We start from the raw sequence: 20,551 nt of genomic DNA on the forward strand, positions 1-20,551 counted from the left end.
CGGTTTCTTCATTATAATAAAAGTTGGCAGAGAGAAACGGGTCGTTTCTGAAGTTCCTTTTCTGTTCCTGATGAAAATAATTGTACTTTATGAAGGTTTCAATGCCATGTCTGAAAGCATACAGATAGTTCTCTTCACTTCCGTATCCGGCATCACAGACAGACACGTAAGGGTATCTGCCGTAAAGTGATTGGAAATCATCCATATGCAGAGGATAGGTGGAGGTATCGCCTGCACACTGATGGATGGTATAGTTCAGGATGAACTGCCTGTTGGTACTGATCTGGGTATTATATCCTGGTTTGAGCTGCCCATTCCTCATATGGTCTTCCTTCATGCGCATGAAAGTGGCATCATTGTCTGTCTTTGAGTAGCTGTTGCGTCCGTCAAGTATCTTTCCCTGTGATTCATATTTCCTGAGCTGTTCAGGCCATGACTTCCTTACACGTCTTATCTTGGCTTTCATTTTCCTGTCCGTATCCACTCCATTCAGGGCATCATCTATCTGCCCGAGTGCCTTTTCCACTTTCTCCGGAGTGATATCCTGATATGTAACCGGAGCTGAATCACGCAGTTCCTGCTTGGTGACGGATTCGGCATATTGCCATATCTCCTCAAGCTGTTCAGCTATTCTGGATATGCGGGTATGTATGGACTTGCCCCAGACAAATGTATAACGGTTGGCGTTAGCCTCCATCTTCGTCCCGTCGGTACAGGCTACATCAAGACTTACAAAACCTTCTGCCACGAGGAACTTTACAATAGTAGCGAAAACTGTCTTCAGTACATTCTTCAGACGATTGCTGCGAAAACGGTTGATGGTATTATGGTCAGGAGCCACATTGCCGGTGAGCCACATGAAGCGGATATCATTACGACAGAATTCTTCGATGCGACGGCTGGAATAGATGTTACGCAAATAAGCATAGACAAGAATCTGAAGCATCATGCGTGGATGGTACGCAGAACAACCTTTAGAGGAATACTTAAGGTAAAGTTCTTCAAGGTTTATCTGTTCAATGATACGGTGAACAACCCGGACCGGATCGTTCTGAGGAATAAAATCGCCTAAACATGGAGGTAAAAGCAGATTATCGTTGGATGTATAATTTTTAAACATTATCTTTGAGATATATTGACTTGATTCCCTAAGATACAAAAAATTAGGGAGACGGGATTCCCTAAGATACAAAAAATTAGGGAGACGGGCAAGTTCTGACTGAGCGAAGTTAGGACTTGCCCGATTTTTTTGCAAACACAAAAAAGGCCATCTCAAAGTTTATTTGAGACAGCCTCTTTTTTAGCAATGTGTCCTACTGACTATAATGAAGTTTGTTGTCCAAAAAATAAGGCAAAAGATTTGCTGTTAGAATAAAAATAACTACATTCGGCCGCTATTAGGAGTAAATGAGTGACATTCTGATTCCTTTGTAGAACAGCCTTGTCATCTTTATGCAATTATTTTACAAACCACTTATTTTAATACAATGAAACGCACCGATTTTTATTTCATTCTGGTAGTTGTGGCCCTATTTGCGCCATTCTTCCTTTCCGAGAGCCTATATGCCTGGTATCAGTCGTTCAATGCCGAGCATGGCATGGTGATGAGTTTCTTTAAGTTCGCCATTCTTTCCACTTTGGGCGAGCTGTTGGGACTGCGCATCAGCACGGGCAGTTATTACCGTCCTAAGTTCGGCGTGCTTCCCCGTGCTGTGGTATGGGGTATTTTCGGCATGGGCATCAACATGGCGTTCATCATCTTTTCCACCGGAGTACCCGCCGTTGCCGGTTATCTGGGGGTACAGAATCCGGCCGACATCATGGCAGGTCCCATCGGACCGGACAAGGTGTTGTTGGCATTTGCCATTTCAGTCTGCCTGAACAGTATTTTTGCTCCAGTATTCATGACCCTTCATAAAATCACCGACACCCACATCCTGGCTACAGGCGGGACCTTGCGCGGTCTGTTTACTCCCATCCCGATGGGCGACATCATGCAGAACATGAACTGGCACGTGCAATGGAACTTTGTGTTCAAGAAGACTATTCCCTTCTTCTGGTATCCGGCACATACCATCACCTTCCTGCTGCCGGGCGAGTTGCGTGTGCTTTTTGCTGCTCTGCTGGGCGTGGTTCTGGGCGTCATTCTGGCAATTGCCGCACGTAAGAAATAACTAATCTGATAAGATGATGAACAGTGATGACAGAAAGTGGGAGATACTCCACACGGAATACCTGATTCGCCGCCCCTGGCTGACGGCACGACGCGACCACATCCGCATGCCCAACGGTGTGGAGAACAAGGAGTACTATGTGCTGGAGTATCCCGATTGGGTCAACGTCATAGCCATTACCCGTGACGGCAAGTTCCTGATGGAACGCCAATACCGCCACGGGTTGCAATGGACGGGTTATGAAATCTGTGCGGGAGTATGCGAAGCGGGCGAGACACCGCTGGAATCGGCCAGGCGCGAGCTTTATGAGGAAACAGGCTATGGAGGCGGAGTATGGACACCCCACCTTACCTTGTCTGCCAACACCAGTACCATGACCAACTTGTGTCATTGTTTCGTGGCTACCGGAGTGGAGCGCCTCTCGGAACAGCATCTGGAAGAGACGGAGGACATCAGCATCCATCTGCTGACAACAGACGAGGTGCGTGCCCTCCTTGTCGGTAACGAGATACGGCAGGCATTGATGGCCGCTCCTCTTTGGAAGTATTTCGCAGAAAACCATCTGTTGTAGACAAGGAGAAAAAGGGCTTGTCCGTCGCGGAACATCCGCATATTCCCTGCCGAATCTGTCAATCGGGTTGCAGTTGCAGCGTATAATTCAGTTCCGAATCTATCGGTTTCAGCTCACGGTCGAGCAGGGTCAGTTTGTCGTCTTCAAGGAGGAAGCTCATGGTGTCTTCATCTCTGTCAAAGGGGACAAATTGGAGGACAGTGGCATCCTTGTCCGTTGCACTGCCGCGCAGGGTATATTGTCGTCCGCAGCATTCAAATGTCCGGTCTTGCCCGTTCTCAGCCTCCAGATAGGTCAGGCGTGTTTTGAACACGCCGTCTCCACTATGCTGGTAGTTGTAGAGGGTGATGTCGTAGACGATGCCCGGACACGAGGCAGCGGGCAATGTTCCCCGGTAGACCCGTTTCATCAGCTCGCCCGTGCCTTCCGTTTTCTTCAGCGAGTCGAGCAGGGCCTTGTCTTTTACGATGACAGGAATCTCCGTTGTCCGGTAATAGTCGATACGATAGGTGCCGAACCTTTCCAGTGTCAATGAGTCTGGAGTCAATCTCACTACATCCAGTGTGTCCGAGAAGTCAATGGTTTGTCCGTTGCCTATGCTTTTCCCGTTGAGCACCAGCTTGTTCCCGTTCAGGCTCCACGATTCATACTTCAGGGTGGCCATACCGATGGAGGAAGCGGTGCCGTCGGTGTTCAAGGTTACACCCTGTATTATCTGAGGATTGGCAGGCATTACTTCAATCCAGTTTCCTGCGAAATCTTTTTCCGTTCGTTGGGTAGCCGTATGGCACGAAGCCAGGATGCAAGCAGCTACGACCAGTGTCATTGATTTTTTCATGGTTGTTTTTCCTGATTAAATGTTTGGGTTAATGTATTATCACAGACAAAAGTAAGCCTATTATTTATAGAAATGCTATCTTTGCTGACAATAATTGTTAATACATTCCTTGTCCTGATGAAGACTGAAAAACAGAAAGCGGCCGAAGGCTTGCTCTACGATGCTAACAACGACCCTGAACTGCAACGGGAAATGTTGCAGACACGTTGTCTGTTGTATGAATACAATCTCTTGCCGCCCGATCGAACGGATGAGCGCGACAACCTGATACGCCGCATCCTCCATATAGGTGAAGGCGGTTGCATTATCTCACCTTTCTATTGCGATTACGGCTATCACATCCGTATCGGGCGTAATTTCTTCGGCAATACCAACCTTGTCATCCTTGACGGAGCCGATGTCTGCATCGGCGACAATGTGTTCATCGCTCCCAATGTAGGCATCTATACTGCCGGTCATCCGCTGGACATTCCTCAGCGTAACGCAGGCCTGGAGTATGCCTACCCCATCCGCATTGGTAACAATGTGTGGATAGGCGGAAATGTAGTCATCCTTCCGGGTGTGACTATTGGCGACGGTGCTGTCATCGGGGCAGGCAGTGTGGTGACACGCGACATTCCTGCCCATACGCTGGCTGTGGGCAATCCTTGCCGTCCGATACGCAAATTGGAGGAGAATACATTCTGAAACGTTGCGTTTCTCATCAATCGTTCTTGCATAAATTATCATTTGTTCATCTCCCGGTCCGAACAATAGCTTACCTTTGCATCCGCAAAAAACGAAAAGAGCGATGACAACGAAAAACGACAATCGGACTCCGCTGAAGGACAGCATCGACTTCGGCAGCATGCACATTCCAACCCTGTTCAGGAAGCTGCTGATACCTACCGTGCTGGGCATGGTGTTCTCGGCCGTATTCATCATTACGGACGGCATCTTTGTGGGCAAGGGCATTGGCAGCGATGCCTTGGCGGCGGTCAATATCACCGCTCCGCTCTTCCTTATTAATACGGGTGTGGCACTGATGTTCGGCATCGGGGCGTCGGTTGTGGCGTCCATCCACCTGTCCCACGGCAAGCCGAAGGTGGCCCGCATCAACGTGACGCAGGCCATCATCGTCTCATCCGTGCTGCTTGTCGCCTATGCCGTGGCCATCCTGTGCGACGTGGAGTGGGTGGCCCGCCTGCTGGGCAGCAGTGAGCGTCTGTTGCCGCTGGCTGTGGAGTATATGTGCTGGTTTGTGCCTTTTCTGGTGTTCAGCGCGCTGCTCAGTTCGGGCATGTTCTTCGTGCGTCTCGACGGCTCGCCCAACTATGCCATGGTGTGCAACATCATTCCCGCGCTTATCAACATCTTCCTCGACTGGCTGTTCATCTATGTCCTCCGCTGGGGCATGTTCGGCGCGGCGCTGGCTACCAGCCTGGGCTACATTGTGGGAGCGCTGATGATTCTTGCCTACCTGATGCAACGCCGCCACGTCATCCGCCTGGAGCGCATCAAGCTGAGCCTGAAGAGCCTGCGGCTGACGGCGCGCAATGTGGGCTACATGGTACGGCTGGGCCTGTCCACCTTCCTGTGCGAGGCAGCCATTGCCACCATGATGTTCGTGGGCAACAGCGTCTTCATCCGCTACCTGGGCGAGGACGGTGTGGCGGCCTTCAGCATTGCCTGCTACTTCTTTCCCATCATCTTCATGGTGTACAACGCCATCGCGCAGTCGGCACAGCCCATTCTGAGCTACAATTACGGAGCTTCGCAGCCGGCACGTGTGCGCTCGGCCTTCCGCCTGGCCCTGTGGACGGCGGTAGTGTGTGGTGTGGTGGCATTCCTCGTCACAGAGTTCTTCACCGAGGCGATTGTGGGCATGTTTGTCGATACCCATTGTCCGGCCTACCGCATCGCCGTGGAGGGGCTTCCGCTCTTTGCCGCCGGCTTTGTATGCTTCGGGGTGAACATCGTGTCCATCGGTTATTTCCAGAGTGTGGAGCGCGACCGTCCCGCCATGGCCGTCACCCTGCTGCGCGGCTTCATCCTGGTGTTGCTGTGCTTCTGGCTGATGCCCGTAGTGATGGGTGTGCCCGGCATCTGGCTGGCCGTGCCTGCCGCCGAGACACTGACACTGCTCTTCGTGCTGACCATTTATTGCAGGGGAAGGGAAAAAGAATCTACTTGCCCACACGAATAATCTCCAGCACTTCCACCACGCCGTCGTAGTCGGCGGCAAAGCCTTCGGCCGAAGGACCCAGCATCTTCACTTTCAGTTCGGCGGTGACGGGCGAGTAGGGTTCGGCACCTTCGGGCAGGGCGGCTTCGTAGCGTTTCTGTAGTTCGCCCGAGCGGTCAGCCACCCAGTAGGACACGGTATCGCCGTCGGGCGTGAACGAGCAGGCTTCGTGTCCCATGACCAGAAGGCCCTTGCAGGTCTTGACAGAATCTTGAACGGTAGCCGTTTCTTGAACGGTAGCCTCCGCCTTGCGTGAAGCGGAGTGGCAGGCGGCCATGCAAAGGCCGGCCAAAGCTGTGAAAAGGATAGCTGTTTTTTTCATGGTTATTGTAGGTTTACGATGATTTTCGCGCTGAAGATAGGCATTATCGGGGAGTGTTGGCAAGTTTGGCAACAAATAGTAGGCTGTTTTTAGTTTTATTAGGTGATTGGAAGGATAAAACCGACTATTGGAAGGGAGCGGGCAGGCGGACTCATGTCTTTCTGCTTTTTGCAGAGACGCGTCGGCGGCCTGTTGGGGAAAATGTGAGGGGGAGGGTAGACCGTATGTAAATTCGCCTGATAATCAGTGCTCAGACCATGCTTGCATTGTCTGCGGGCCATGCTTGCATGGTCTGCGGAGCGTGCTTGCATCGTCTGTGTACCGTGCTTGCATCGTCTGAGCTCCGTGCGGGTATGGTCTGCGTCCTGTGCAAATGCCTGACCGGGCGTGTGCGTACATTTTCATATCCCGAAGTCATCGTGGCCGGTCTGAAGAGCCGTTGCAGGAGAAAGCCACGAACGGGATGTACGTCCTGAAAAAAGAAGAGACTGCCTCAAGCTTGGCTTGCGACAGTCTCTTTGGGTGTCCTACGGATAGGTAGGATTATTTCTTGAAGTAGCGGTTGTACAGACCCTCAAAACCTTTACCGTGACGGGCTTCGTCCTTGCACATTTCGTGAACTGTGTCATGGATGGCGTCCAGGTTCAGGGCTTTTGCGCGAGTAGCGATGCGCTTCTTGTCTTCGCAAGCGCCGGCTTCGGCGTTCATGCGCTTCTCCAGGTTGGTCTTGGTGTCCCATACGCAGTCGCCCAGCAGTTCGGCAAACTTGGAAGCGTGCTCAGCCTCTTCCCAAGCATAGCGCTTGAAGGCTTCTGCAATTTCAGGATAGCCTTCGCGGTCGGCCTGACGGCTCATGGCCAGGTACATACCTACCTCAGTACATTCGCCCATGAAGTGGTTGTTCAGGTCTTTGATCATTTCGTCGTCGCAACCTTTGGCTACGCCGATTACGTGTTCGTCAACGAATACCAGCGGACCGCCGGCTACTGTTTCTTCTACTTCTACGAACTTGCTGGCGGGAGCCTTGCACAACGGACACTTCTCGGGAGCGGCATCACCTTCGTGAATGTAACCGCAAACTGTACATCTAAACTTTTTCATTTTTCTTTCAGATTTTAAATTAGTTGAAATTAGTTAGTTATTCTTTGTTATATATAAACGTTCTTCTTCAAGACAATGTTTACAAATACCCTTGTAATAATAGTGTATTTCGTGCACATTGTGCCCTTCCATGAATTGCGACTGAACGGGGGCTTCCGCGGTGCTCAGGTCGTATATTTTCCCACATCGTTTGCACAGGAAATGGCCGTGGGCTGCGGTGTTCGCATCGTAGCAGGTATTGCGCTCGTCAATTGTCAGGGTCTGCGCTGCACCATGCTCGCTCAGCAGTTTCAATGTGTTGTAGACCGTCGTTTTCGACAGAGTCGGTATGGACGGCGACAGGGCTGTGTAAATCTCGTCGGCAGTAGGATGAGTATGGTGGTCCATCAGGTACTGCATAATGGCTATGCGCTGTACCGAAGGCTTTATGTTGTGCAATTGCAATCTTGTTACTACATCCATCTTTGCTTCTCTTTACGAACTTGTAATCGTTACATTTTTAATTTTGATGCAAAGATAAATGGAATTCAGTGAATATGCAAAAGATTTTTCTTTAAAAAACATGAATAAACCTGCGTTTTTTGTCAGTGGCCGGACGGAGAAGGTTGTCGATGGGCATTGGTGGACGGGCTAATCTGCTCAAAACATGCGGTTAAAGGGCGTTATTCAAAAACAATTGTGTATTTTTGCACTCTATACGCAGGCAGGCCGTCAGGCTGCCGGTGCTTGCGTGTTAAATGTAATCTTCTAATTTGGATAGAAATGAATTACGGATATGTGAAAGTGGCGGCGGCTGTGCCCCGCGTCAAGGTGGCGGATTGTAACTTCAATGCCGGACAGATAGAAAAAGAGATTATCATTGCCGACGGGAAGGGAGTTCAGATTATTGTTTTCCCCGAACTGTCCATTACGGGCTATACGTGTGGTGACCTTTTTGCGCAGCAACTGTTGCTGGAAGAGGCCGAGATGGGACTGATACAGGTGTTGAACAATACCCGTCAGCTGGACATAATATCTATATTGGGCATGCCTGTTCCTCTGAACGGAGCGTTGCTGAATGCGGCTGTCGTCATACAGAAGGGAAGGGTGCTGGGCGTGGTTCCCAAAACATATCTTCCCAACTACAAGGAGTTTTACGAGAAGCGTTGGTTCACCTCGGCTTGCGAAATTACAGAGACGAGTGTGCGTCTGTGCGGGCAGGTGGTACCTATGGGGCGCAACCTGCTGTTTGAGACTTCCGACACGACCTTCGGCATTGAAATCTGTGAAGACCTGTGGGCACCCGTTCCTCCCAGTTCCGCCTTGGCGCTTCAGGGGGCTGAGATAATCTTCAATCTGTCTGCCGACGATGAGGCCATCGGGAAGCATGCTTATCTCCGTTCCCTCATCGGCCAGCAGTCGGCCCGCTGCATTGCGGGCTATGTGTTCAGCTCCTGCGGGTTCGGCGAGTCTACGACCGATGTCGTGTTCGCCGGCAACGGCCTGATTTACGAAAACGGAAAGCTGCTGGCTTCGGGTGAGCGTTTTTCTTTCGACGAGCAGGTCGTGGTGAGTGAGATAGACGTGGAATTTCTCCGTACGGAGCGCAGGGTGAACACAACCTTTGGTTCCTGCCGTTCGTTTACGGCATCGGAAGTTCCTGTGCGCATCTCGGCAGAATATGTCACACCCAAGGAGCTGAAGTTGACCCGTACCTTTGCTCCCCATCCGTTTGTGCCGCAGGGACCGACGCTGGATGAACGTTGCGAGGAGATTTTCTCCATCCAGACTTCCGGGCTGGCGCAAAGACTGGTGCATACGCATGCCAAAAGTGCGGTGGTAGGCATCTCGGGCGGTTTGGATTCTACGCTGGCCTTGCTGGTCTGCGTACGGACGTTTGATAAGTTGGGATGGCCGCGCAAGGGAATCATCGGCGTCACCATGCCCGGATTCGGAACAACCGACCGCACCCATACCAACGCCGTCGACCTGATGAACTCGCTGGGAGTGACGGTGCGCGAGGTGAGCATCAAGGAAGCCTGCCTGTGCCATTTCAAGGATATCGGCCACGATGCGGAAGTACACGATGTCGTATATGAGAACTCGCAGGCGCGCGAGCGCACGCAGATACTGATGGACATAGCCAACCAGACGTGGGGCATGGTCATCGGCACGGGCGACCTTTCGGAGCTGGCTCTGGGTTGGGCTACTTACAACGGCGACCACATGTCCATGTACGGCGTCAACGGCAGTGTGCCCAAGACGCTGGTGAAGCATCTGGTGAAGTGGGTGGCCGGGCACGGTATGGACGAGGCTTCGCGTGCCACGTTGCTCGACATTGTGGACACGCCCATCAGCCCCGAACTGATACCTGCCGACGAAAACGGCAACATCAGGCAGATTACCGAAGACCTGGTAGGACCCTACGAACTGCACGACTTCTTCCTCTATTATTTCCTGCGCTGCGGTTTCCGTCCTTCCAAAATATTCTTCCTGGCGGCGCAGACCTTCAAGAACGTCTACGACGAGGAAACCATCAAGAAGTGGCTGTCCACCTTCTTCCGCCGTTTCTTCAACCAGCAGTTCAAGCGTTCCTGTCTGCCGGACGGCCCCAAGGTGGGCAGCATCTCCATCAGTCCGCGAGGCGACTGGAGAATGCCGAGCGACGCTTCGTCAGACTCCTGGTTGCGGGAAGTGGAGGCGTTGTAGTGAGATAGAAAGAGTGTTCCGTTGGGCAATTCCCGTTCCGGGAGCGGGTTGCCCGACTTCTTATAGCCGATTGCCCGGTTACTTATAGGTAGTTATGCATTTACTTATAAGTAACCGGGCAATCGGCCATAGGTAGTTTGCTTCTTCTTTATTCGGTTTCTCCTTTGCTTTCCTTAATCAGATATACGCAGGCGGCTCCGATGATGAGCATCACGCCGGCCATGACCAGCATGTTGATTTCGGGCGCCAGCGAGCCTTCGGGGGTGAACAGGCCGAGGATGGTGCCTCCCAGGGCTGCGGCCACAATCTGCGGGATGCAGATGGTGCCGTTGAACAAGCCCAGGTAGGTGCCCATGTGTCCGCCGCTCAGCGCGTTGGTCAGGATGGTGAACGGCAGGGCCAGCATGGCGGCCCAGGCGCATCCGATGAGCAGGAAGGAGACGAACAGCATGTACTGGCTGTGGATGAAGAAGGTGGAGATGAAACCGATGCCTCCCAATACCAGACTCAGCGAGTAGACCAGACGGCGGTCCTTGAACAGGGGAATGCAGATGGCCCACAGGACGGAGCCTATGGCCTGTACGGCAAAGAGTACACCCACCCAGTTGGCGGCTTCCTGGTATTGCAGGCTGGTGGTGTCCAGCACCACTTTGCTCACTCCGTTCACCACGTGCTGGGTGGTGGGGGCGCCGAATACGTTGGCGGCAATGCTGCCGTTGGTGTAGGTCCACATGAACATGAAGGCAAACCAACAGAAGAACTGCACCAGGCCTACGGTCCAGAAGGCTTTGGGGGCTTTGACGAGCAGCTTCAGCATGTTGGTTTTCTCTTTTTCCTGCTCCTCGGTGATGCCGTGGTATTCGGCATACTCGGCAGGCGGCATCTCCTTGACCTTGGCGGAGGTGTAGATGACACACAGGATGAGGATGGCGGCGCCGATGTAGAAGGAATAAATCACGGAGTCGGGAATGACACCCTGCGGCGCCGTGTTGCTGATGCCCGCCCAGGCGAAGAAGAAGGGAAAAAGATAGCCTACCAGGCTGCCGGCGTTGCAAAGGAAACTTTGGATGGAGTAGGCCAGGCCTTTCTGCTTTTCATTGACCATGTCTCCCACCATCATCTTGAACGGCTGCATGGCCATGTTGATGGAGGTGTCGAGGAACATGAGCGAAACCAGCCCGAAAATCATGGCCGTGCTGACCTGCATTCCGAAGCTGCCGGCATTGGGCAGCAGGCACATGACGAGCACGGCAATGAGCGAACCGATGAACAGGTAGGGGATGCGCCGTCCGAAACGGGTCCAGGTCTTGTCGCTGGCGGCCCCCACAATGGGCTGCACGATGATGCCCGCCAAGGGAGGCAATATCCAGAAATAGCTCAGACTGTGAGGGTCGGCTCCCAGGGTGGAGAAGATACGGCTGATGTTGGCACTTTGCAGGGCGTAGGCAATCTGTACGCCGAAGAAACCGAAGCTGATGTTCCACAGCTTCCAAAAACTTAAATCGGGTTTAACTTTCATGGTATAATTGTCTTTTTGAATTTGTTCTCTTGATTGGTTGTCGGTCCGTCGGGCGGCTATTTGGTCGTTCCTCGGATAACCAGGTTGGTGCGTACAATCTTGTTGCCGCTCTTATCGTTCCCTTCCAGCTTGTCTATCAGAATGCTGAACGCGTTTTTGCCCACTTCCTCGCCGTGTTGCTCGATGGTGGTCAGTTTGGGGTCGGTATTCTGTGCGATGGCACCGTCCGTAAAGCCGCAGATGGAGACCTCGTCCGGTACCCGTGCGCCCACCAGTTTGCAGGCGTAGAGGATGCCCGATGCCGTTTCGTCGTTGATGGCGAAGAAACCGTCCGGACGGTTGGGGCTTTCCAGCAGGTCGGGGGTGATGGAGATGGCCCGTTCGCGGGTGTCGCACAGCTTCATCATACTGTCGTCCACCGGAATCTTGTATTTTTTCATGGCGTCCAGATAGCCGTTGCGGCGGTTTTTGGTAATCTCCAGATGGGGGGCGGAACCGTAGAAGAAAATGCGCTTGCATCCGGTCTGTATCATGTATTCCACGGCAGAGAATGAGCCGGCATAGTCGTCCACCACCACGCGGTCGGTTTTCAGTCCGGTGCAGATGCGGTCGTAGAAAATCACGGGTATATCGTTGTTGAGCAGTTCCTGATAATGTTCGTATCGGGACGTTTCTTTGGCCAGAGAGGCGATGACACCGCAGACACGGGCAGCCAGAAACGACTGTACAATCTTTACTTCCTGTTCGTATGACTCGTTGCTTTGTGCCACCAATATGTTGTAGCCGGCTTGGGAGGCCGCTTCCTCCACACCGCTCAGTACGCAGGAGAAGAAGTGGTGTACCAGCTGGGGGATGATGATGCCGATGGTGTTGCTGCGGCTGGCACGGAGGTTGACGGCAAGCACATTGGGTTTATAGTTGTGGGCGCGGGCGTATTCGTGTACCAGGTCGCGGGTCTCCTGACTGATGTCGGGATTGTTCTTAAGTGCCCTCGACACAGTGGAGACGGAAACGTTCAGTGCCCTGGCTATGTCTTTGATGGTAATCTGCGGTTTGTTCATACGTACGATTTTGTTTGGGCTCCAAAGATAGTGTTTTTGCAGTATCTTTTTGCAAAAATAGCAGAAACAGAAAAAAGTCGCCTTATTCGTTGAGAATTATTGGTTTGGAACATTGTGCAAACGATTGCATGTTCATGGAAAACGGAAAGAAGAGTTGTGATGGGTGCAGTATCTGTCAAAATACCTTATATTTGCGGATATAATTGCACAAATCAGATAAAAAGAAATGCTATGAAACATTTTTTCGGAAGATTTATTTTGTTGGGAGCAACCCTTTTGGCGGTTGCCTGTAATGGCGGCAATGACTCACAGAAGGAAGGTCAGAAGCCGGAGGACGGTTTTGTAAAGGGAGCAGACATCAGTTGGGTGACCGAGTTGGAGCAGCAGGGACATCGTTTCTATAACGCTGCCGGTCAGGAACGCGAATGCACGGCATTGATGAAGGAATATGGACTGAATGCGGTGCGTCTGCGGGTATGGGTCAATCCGTCCGCTCACGACAACTGGTGTAATAAGGAAGACCTGGTTGTGAAGGCCAAGCGTGCCAAGGACCTGGGAATGGACGTCATGGTGGACTTCCATTACAGCGACTGGTGGGCCGACCCGGGCCAGCAGCACAAGCCGGCTGCCTGGAAAGGACTGGGGCTTGCCGAACTGAAGGCGGCCCTTGAGGCTCACACCGTGGACGTGCTGAATGCCTTGAAGGCCGTAGGGGTAACTCCCCGCTGGGTTCAGGTGGGCAATGAAATCAGGCCGGGCATGTTGTGGGACGAGGATGCATCGTTGAGCGGGGCTTCGTATGACGTGAGGGAGTGTGACGTGAAAGACTCGGGCAGCACCTCGACGGCCGTGAAATATCCTGCCAACTGGGCCAATCTGGCTGCCTTTGTCAATACGGGTTATGATGCGGTGAAGTCTGTCTTTCCCGATGCCGAAGTCATTGTCCATCTGGACAACGGCTATGACAACGGACTGTACACCTGGTTCTTCGACGAACTGAAGAAGAACGGGGGCAAATGGGATTTGATAGGCATGTCGCTCTATCCTTATTGGACCATGCAGGACAAACCTGAATATACGGCCGAAAAGACCATTACGGACTGCATTGCCAACATCAAGGCCGTGAGTGCCCGATACGGTTGCGATGTGATGCTGGTGGAGACGGGCATGGAGTGTGCGGACAATCAGGGAAAGTTGGCCGGAGAGACCGTGTTGCAGGAAGGGTACAAACAGTTGGCGCGCATCCTGAAAGAATGCCGGGATAACACGGACGGCCGTTGTCGGGGCGTGTTCTACTGGGAACCGGAGTGCAAGCCCAGCCAATACAGACTGGGGGCGTTTACCGAGGACGGAAAGCCTACGGTGATAATGGATGCTTTCCTGGACTTTTAAAAATCAAATTTCAGAATTCTGATTTCAGGAACCTTAAAAACTTTTGAATAGAAAGCGATATGAAACGAAAATGGATGGTGTGTTTGGGCTGTGCCCTTTTACCGTTGCTGGCATTGGGCCAGCGGACGGAAACCCTGTTGGAAAAGAACTGGAGATTTCATCAAGGTGATGTGCCCGAGGCAGTACAGGCCACTTATGATGACAGCCGTTGGCAGACGGTGACGGTGCCTCACGACTGGGCCATCTACGGTCCCTTCGACCGCAGTCACGACCTGCAGGAAGTGGCTGTGACGCAGAACTTCGAGCAACAGGCCTCGGTGAAAACCGGCCGTACGGGTGGACTCCCTTACGTGGGCGTGGGTTGGTATCGCACCCGTTTCGATGCCCCTGCCGACCAGCCGGTGACACTGGTCTTTGACGGTGCCATGAGCGAGGCACGCGTGTATGTCAACGGGCAGGAAGCCTGCTTCTGGCCTTTCGGCTACAATTCTTTCCACTGCGACGTTACACCTTATTTAAATAGGGATGGCAAGAGCAACCTGTTGGCCGTAAGGCTGGAGAACCGTCCCCAATCATCACGCTGGTATCCGGGAGCCGGGCTTTACCGCAACGTGCGTGTGGTGGTGACGGAGCCGGTGCATGTGCCTGTTTGGGGTACCCAGCTGACCACTCCCCATGTGGCTGCCGACTATGCTTCCGTCTGCCTGAAGACGACCGTGGAGGGGGCAGGCGAGAAGGCGGTGCGGGTGGTGACGGACATCCTTTCGCCCGAAGGCAAAGTGGTGGCCAGTAAGGACAACACCTGTAAAATCAGTCACGGGCAGCCTTTCGAGCAGAACTTCCTGGTGAACGGACCGCAACTCTGGTCGCCCGAGACACCTTATTTATATATGGCAGTTTCCAAATTGTATGTAGATGGCCGTCAGGTGGACGAATATACTACCCGTTTCGGCATCCGCAGCATTGAGATTGTGGCGGACAAAGGCTTTTTCCTGAACGGGAAACACCGCAAGTTCCAGGGCGTATGCAACCACCACGATTTGGGCCCGTTGGGAGCCGCCGTGAATCGTGCCGCCCTTCGCCGCCAGCTGACGCTGCTGAAGGATATGGGTTGTGACGCCATCCGCACTTCCCACAACATGCCTGCGCCCGAATTGGTGGAGCTGTGTGACGAAATGGGCTTTATGATGATGGTCGAGCCTTTTGACGAGTGGGACATCGCCAAGTGCATGAACGGCTATCACCGCTACTTCAACGAATGGGCCGAGCGCGACATGGTGAACATGCTCCGTCAGTATCGCAACCATCCCAGCGTGGTGATGTGGAGCATCGGCAACGAGGTGCCCACCCAGTGCAGTCCTGAGGGCTACAAGGTGGCTTCATTCCTGCAGGACATCTGCCACCGTGAAGACCCCACGCGCCCTGTCACCTGCGGTATGGACCAGGTGTCCTGTGTGCTGTCCAACGGCTTTGCGGCCATGCTCGACGTGCCCGGCCTGAACTACCGGACGCACCGTTATGTGGAGACTTATGAGAAACTGCCGCAGAACATTGTACTTGGGTCGGAGACAGCCTCAACTGTCAGTTCGAGGGGAGTTTACAAATTTCCTGCGGAACTGAAGAAGCAGGCCATGTACGACGACCACCAGTCCTCCGGCTACGACTTGGAAGCCTGTTCGTGGTCCAACGTGCCCGACGAGGATTTTGCCTTGGCCGACGATTACGACTGGACCATCGGTCAGTTTGTCTGGACAGGTTTCGACTATCTGGGCGAACCTTCGCCTTACGACACCGACGCATGGCCCAGCCACAGCTCCGTGTTCGGCATCATAGACCTGGCCGGCCTGCCCAAAGACCGCTACTATCTCTACCGCAGCATCTGGAACCGTCAGGCCCATACGCTGCACGTGCTGCCCCACTGGACGTGGCCTGGCAGGGAAGGGGAGAACACGCCGGTCTTTGTCTATACCGACTATCCCGAAGCCGAGCTGTTTGTCAACGGAAAGAGCTACGGCAGGCAACGCAAACTGACGGCCGATGAGGCGCGTGCCTTGCAGGGAAAGGACTCTTTGTGGCTGCAGCGCCGCTACCGTCTGATGTGGACAGATGTGCCTTACGAACCGGGCGAACTGAAAGTCGTGGCCTATGACCGCACGGGCAAGGCGGCGGACGAAAAGGTGGTGCGTACGGCCGGCAAGCCCCATCACCTGGAACTGGTGGCTGACCGGATGAAACTCACTGCGGACGGCAAAGACTTGGCCTACATCACGGTTCGCGTGGTGGACAAGGACGGGAACTTGTGTCCCGCAGACAGTCGTCTGGTCAGTTTCACGGTGAAGGGGGCAGGCACTTATCGGGCAGCCGCCAACGGCGACGCCACCTGCCTCGACCTGTTCCACCTGCCCCGTATGCACGCCTTTAGCGGACAGCTGACGGCCATTGTGCAGAGCGGGACCGAAGCTGGAACGCTGGTGTTCGAGGCCAAGGCTCGCGGACTGAAGTCGGGCAAGCTGCAGTTGGAGGTTGCCCGCTGACGGCTTTCTCTTCTTAGGAAATACTCTTCATGTCAGAAACGGACTCTTTATGTAAATAAACAGAGGCGTTCTGAGCATCGGAACGGGAGTACGGGAATGTGTCAAGAAACAGGGAATATCCTGCTGAAACATTCCTGTACTCCCGTTCTTGCTACTATCTACTTTCCGGGTGCTAACTATGGACTTTAGCCGCCTGACTATGGACTTGGGAGCGCTAATCAGGGACTTTCAAATACGGAGCAGAATTTGTTAAACCGTATCTGATGCTTCTGGGGGATGGTGTGTATGCTGAAGGTGAAATTTATTCTATATATACAAGCATCTCTTCTAGTGGATAATGTTTGGTGAAATAGACGGAGTTCACCCGGAACGTGGCTGGTTACTAAAAATAGGCGTGCCGATATGCGTGTCAGATATTGTTATCGGCGGATGTGTGTTGGATAAGTCGGGAAAGCTTACAAATTGAGGGAAAATGAGATATCTTTTTAAATTATTGGAAATCAGCCGTTTATATTTTTGATTGTGGTGCTTCTATTGATAGTAGGCAACATTCGCATCGAAGGTAGGCGACCTTCGCCCTAATAGTAGGCGACCTTCGGCGCCAATGGAGGCAAGGCGGATAGCCGGAAATGGATAAATCTTGTCGTGCAGGTGCTTTCGTCTTCGTGTGATGTCTGTATTTATGACTATATAGATGTCGTCTCCACATTCTGCTCCCGGCTCGGTATCCAAAATCGGGGCAAGAGGCGTAAGGGACTTCTCCCCTCTTTTTATCCGGATGGTGTAAACTGTGCGCGTGAAACCTTTAACATACCAAATGGTTTTCGGACAGCCTCTCGAATGTATTCGTGGGATGTAGGGGCAGCGGTATTTGCGATAATCCTCTTCCTGCATTCTTTTGATGCAAACGATTGCATTGTTGCATAGGTGCCTTTTAACAGTTCTGCGGACAGACTTAAACGATAAACTTATACTTTTGTCTTGCTGCGCAGTGGGCTGTACGTAATGTTCCTGTGCGAGAGACGTCGAACTCTATTCGATAAAATAAATATTTATTGTTAACTTTAATTTTTTAGATGCATGAAGCAAGTTAATCTTAGAATCTATCGAACGATTCTTACCCTAATCTTAGGGGTGTTCTTGTCTGTAGGCGCTTATGCACAAACGATTACCGTGAAAGGGCATGTGAAGGATGCCTTGGGCGGTGTCGTCGGCGCAAATGTTGTAGAAAAAGGTAATACTTCTAACGGTACGATTACCGACTTGGACGGTAATTTCACTTTGACCGTTCCCCAAGGAGCTACATTGGTGGTTTCGTTTATCGGTTACAAAACTGTTGAAGTGGCTGCCGCCCCTTCGGTAGTGGTGACTTTGCAGGACGATTCCGAGTTGCTGAGCGAGGTGGTAGTTGTAGGTTATGGTCGGACGAAAAAGGATGATTTAACAGGTTCGGTAACGGCTATTAAACCAGATGAGCTTAGTAAAGGTATTACAAACAGTGCACAAGACATGTTAGTTGGAAAGGTACCGGGTGTAGATGTGATTACAGCAGGTGGTACTCCTGGTGCAGGAGCTCAAATCCGTGTACGTGGTGGGTCTTCCTTGAACGCTTCCAATGATCCTTTGATTGTTATTGACGGTTTGACTATTGATAACAATACCCCTACCGGTATGAGTAATCCGTTGGCAATGATTAATCCCAACGATATTGAAAGTTTTACTGTATTGAAAGATGCTTCGGCTACGGCTATTTACGGTAGTCGTGCATCTAACGGTGTCATCATTATCACCACTAAAAAAGGGAAAAGTGGAGCTGCGCCTTCCGTATCATACAATGGTGACATGACGATTTCTATGATTCAGAAAAAATACGATGTTTTGACTGCTGATGAGTTTCGTGGGCTTGTTGGAGAGCTTTGGGGAGACAAAGCCGGTGAAGTCGGTATGGGTAATGCCAATACGGATTGGCAGGATGAGATTTTCCGTACAGCCATTTCTCACAGCCATAACGTATCTATATCTGGAGGTGTGAAAAACATTCCTTATCGTTTAAGTCTGGGCTACAATTCTTCTGATGGTATTGTTGAAACTTCATGGATGCGTCGTGCCAATGTCGGTTTGAATCTTTCTCCTTCATTCTTTGACGACCATCTGAATGTTAAAGTCAATGCCAAATATATGTATGAGAAAAACCGTTATGCCGATGCCGGAGGAGCCATTGGTGCTGCTCTTTCCATGGATCCCACGTTGCCGGTCTATTTTGATGCAGATGACGAGCGTGCTCCTTTCTTTGACGGTTACTATCAGTATTCTCAGGCTCCTAAAGATTTTAATGCAGAATGGAAATATACAAATAATCCTAATGCACCGCAAAACCCGGTAGCGCTTTTGCAGCAAAAGAGCATCAAGGCTGCGGCAAATGACTTTACCGGCAATATCGAGGTAGACTATAAAATCCATGGTTTTGAAGATTTGGTATTGCATGCCAGTTATGGTGGTCAGTATACGGAAAGTAAGCAGGATGATGTGATTTCTAAGTATTCTTATTCAAACAATTATTATGGTTGGGACGGTGTGACTCAAACTTATAAGTATAGCATCACTGCCAATGCCTATGCACAATATATAAAAAAAGTAGGTGACCATAACTTTGATATCATGTTGGGTGGTGAGGAAAGTCACTTTCATCGCAGCGGCTACAATTACGGTCAAGGAACTGACCCGTATACAGGCGAACCTCATGATGCCAAACTACGCGAAGAACAGGCGTGGGCCACTCACAATAGTTTGGTTTCGTATTTTGGACGTCTGAATTATACTTTACTTGACCGATATATGCTTACGGCCACGTTCCGTGCCGACGGCTCTTCTCGTTTCTCTGAAAATAATAGATGGGGCTATTTCCCTTCGGTGGCTTTGGCATGGAAGATTAACGAAGAGGCATTTATGAAAGATCTTACTTGGTGGAATGAGTTTAAATTGCGTTTGGGCTGGGGTATGACTGGTCAGCAAGATATCAATTCTGATTTTGGTTATGTAACCCATTATACAACCAGTGATTCTTTCGCTCTTTATCCTTTTGGAGATACTTATTATAATACGATGCGTCCGTCTGCTTACAATCCGGATTTGAAATGGGAAACAACAACGACCTATAATGCAGGTTTTGATGTAGCATTCTTGAATAATCGAATTACGGCTAATATTGATGGTTATTATCGTAAAACAACTGATTTGTTGAACTCGATTACGATTCCGGTTGGTATGCAGTTCGGTTCTCAGCTGACTAAAAATATCGGTTCTCTGAAGAACTATGGTGTTGAATTCGGCATCAATGCAAAGCCCATCGTAACTAAGGATTTTACTTGGGATATTAGTTACAACATTTCTTGGAATCATAATGAGATAACTGATTTGGTTGATGGTGACGAAGGTTATTATACTTGGGCTGGTACAAAGATTAGCCGTGGTAACAATACATTGATACAAGCGAATACTGTAGGCGAATCTACCAATTCCTTCTTTGTTTATCAACAGGTTTATGACGAAAATGGGAAGCCTATTGAAGGAATGTATGTGGATCGTGATGGTAATGGTCGCATTGACGACGGTGACCGCTATTTCTATAAGAAACCTGCAGCTGATGTCATTATGGGTCTTACCACTAAATTCCTATACAAAAACTGGGATTTGAGCATGTCTTTCCGTGCTTCGATAGGTAACTATGTATATTATGACTTCCTCTCCAATCGGGCTATGGTCAGTCAGGCTGGTTTGTACACCAACAGTACCCTCCATAACACCACCCCTGAGGCTGTAGAGTTAGGATTTACGGGTACGGGAGCAGGTAATACCAACTATTTGAGTGATTATTTCGTCCGCAATGCCTCTTTCTTGAAATGTTCCAATATTACATTAGGTTACTCTTTCCCGGCTTTGTTCAAAATTGCGGGGCGTGAGACATGTTCGGGACGTGCTTTCCTTACAGCACAGAATCCGTTTATCATAACTAAATATAAAGGTATTGACCCTGAAGTGTCAAGCGGTATCGATTCTAATCCTTATCCGCGTCCTTTCAGTATCCAAGTGGGACTAAGCCTTAATTTCTAATCCATTTTAATTCGAAA

Annotated in this window: 15 protein-coding genes; 8 read left to right on the top strand and 7 right to left on the bottom strand. The window is 51.1% G+C overall.

Features of this window, described 5'->3' with window-relative positions; translation table 11 throughout:
* Positions 1-1,120: IS1182 family transposase (locus tag Q1Y74_RS06570; RefSeq protein WP_300813116.1), on the bottom strand; the 1,120-nt coding region annotated here is incomplete at its 3' end.
* A gap of 367 nt (positions 1,121-1,487) precedes the next feature.
* On the opposite strand from Q1Y74_RS06570, the gene Q1Y74_RS06575 reads away from it, so the two are divergent.
* Both Q1Y74_RS06575 and Q1Y74_RS06580 read left to right on the top strand, forming a co-directional pair.
* On the top strand, positions 1,488-2,174 hold the full coding sequence (locus Q1Y74_RS06575) for a hypothetical protein (RefSeq protein WP_300813119.1): 687 nt from the start codon (positions 1,488-1,490) through the stop codon (positions 2,172-2,174).
* Positions 2,175-2,190: 16 nt separating this feature from the next.
* Entirely contained in the window at positions 2,191-2,745 is a 555-nt protein-coding gene (locus tag Q1Y74_RS06580) for an NUDIX hydrolase (protein WP_300813191.1), read from the top strand.
* Positions 2,746-2,803: 58 nt separating this feature from the next.
* Here Q1Y74_RS06580 and Q1Y74_RS06585 read toward each other — a convergent pair whose 3' ends face one another.
* Complete coding sequence (locus tag Q1Y74_RS06585; RefSeq protein WP_300813121.1) at positions 2,804-3,583, bottom strand: lipocalin family protein; 780 nt, start codon at positions 3,581-3,583, stop codon at positions 2,804-2,806.
* Between the two features lie 117 nt (positions 3,584-3,700).
* Between Q1Y74_RS06585 and Q1Y74_RS06590 the strand changes: the two genes are divergently transcribed.
* Together Q1Y74_RS06590 and Q1Y74_RS06595 are read left to right on the top strand one after the other, a co-directional pair.
* Positions 3,701-4,270, top strand: coding sequence for a sugar O-acetyltransferase (locus Q1Y74_RS06590; protein ID WP_300813123.1), 570 nt, complete (start codon positions 3,701-3,703; stop codon positions 4,268-4,270).
* A gap of 133 nt (positions 4,271-4,403) precedes the next feature.
* A complete protein-coding gene (locus Q1Y74_RS06595; protein ID WP_300813193.1) occupies positions 4,404-5,768 on the top strand; it encodes an MATE family efflux transporter in 1,365 nt (454 codons plus the stop codon).
* Here Q1Y74_RS06595 and Q1Y74_RS06600 read toward each other — a convergent pair.
* From Q1Y74_RS06600 to Q1Y74_RS06610, 3 genes are all read right to left on the bottom strand, one after another.
* Positions 5,749-6,129, bottom strand: coding sequence for a hypothetical protein (locus Q1Y74_RS06600; RefSeq protein WP_300813124.1), 381 nt, complete (start codon positions 6,127-6,129; stop codon positions 5,749-5,751). The genes Q1Y74_RS06595 and Q1Y74_RS06600 overlap by 20 nt on opposite strands.
* A 543-nt stretch (positions 6,130-6,672) precedes the next feature.
* Positions 6,673-7,230: an NADH peroxidase gene (locus Q1Y74_RS06605; protein ID WP_300813126.1), complete on the bottom strand. Its 558-nt coding sequence runs from the start codon at positions 7,228-7,230 to the stop codon at positions 6,673-6,675.
* Positions 7,231-7,263: 33 nt separating this feature from the next.
* A complete protein-coding gene (locus Q1Y74_RS06610; protein ID WP_300813128.1) occupies positions 7,264-7,692 on the bottom strand; it encodes a transcriptional repressor in 429 nt (142 codons plus the stop codon).
* Positions 7,693-7,992: 300 nt separating this feature from the next.
* Between Q1Y74_RS06610 and Q1Y74_RS06615 the strand changes: the two genes are divergently transcribed.
* On the top strand, positions 7,993-9,918 hold the full coding sequence (locus Q1Y74_RS06615; RefSeq protein ID WP_300813129.1) for an NAD(+) synthase: 1,926 nt from the start codon (positions 7,993-7,995) through the stop codon (positions 9,916-9,918).
* A 148-nt stretch (positions 9,919-10,066) separates the two neighbouring features.
* Here Q1Y74_RS06615 and Q1Y74_RS06620 read toward each other — a convergent pair whose 3' ends face one another.
* Together Q1Y74_RS06620 and Q1Y74_RS06625 are read right to left on the bottom strand one after the other, a co-directional pair.
* Entirely contained in the window at positions 10,067-11,437 is a 1,371-nt protein-coding gene (locus Q1Y74_RS06620) for an SLC45 family MFS transporter (protein ID WP_300813131.1), read from the bottom strand.
* Between the two features lie 56 nt (positions 11,438-11,493).
* Positions 11,494-12,498: a LacI family DNA-binding transcriptional regulator gene (locus Q1Y74_RS06625; RefSeq protein ID WP_300813133.1), complete on the bottom strand. Its 1,005-nt coding sequence runs from the start codon at positions 12,496-12,498 to the stop codon at positions 11,494-11,496.
* A gap of 231 nt (positions 12,499-12,729) precedes the next feature.
* Here Q1Y74_RS06625 and Q1Y74_RS06630 point away from each other — a divergent pair, with 231 nt between their 5' ends.
* The 3 genes from Q1Y74_RS06630 (at position 12,730) to Q1Y74_RS06640 (ending at position 20,534) form a co-directional block, all read left to right on the top strand.
* The gene (locus Q1Y74_RS06630; protein ID WP_300813135.1) at positions 12,730-13,890 is read left to right on the top strand and encodes a glycosyl hydrolase 53 family protein; all 1,161 of its coding nucleotides are present in this window, start codon (positions 12,730-12,732) and stop codon (positions 13,888-13,890) included.
* Positions 13,891-13,949: 59 nt separating this feature from the next.
* Entirely contained in the window at positions 13,950-16,424 is a 2,475-nt protein-coding gene (galB, locus tag Q1Y74_RS06635) for a beta-galactosidase GalB (RefSeq protein WP_300813137.1), read from the top strand.
* Positions 16,425-17,504: 1,080 nt separating this feature from the next.
* Entirely contained in the window at positions 17,505-20,534 is a 3,030-nt protein-coding gene (locus Q1Y74_RS06640) for a TonB-dependent receptor (RefSeq protein ID WP_300813139.1), read from the top strand.
* Positions 20,535-20,551 lie beyond the last annotated feature (17 nt).

Source organism: uncultured Bacteroides sp., from assembly GCF_949298305.1.
In the GTDB taxonomy this organism is placed as follows: Bacteria; Bacteroidota; Bacteroidia; order Bacteroidales; family Bacteroidaceae; genus Bacteroides.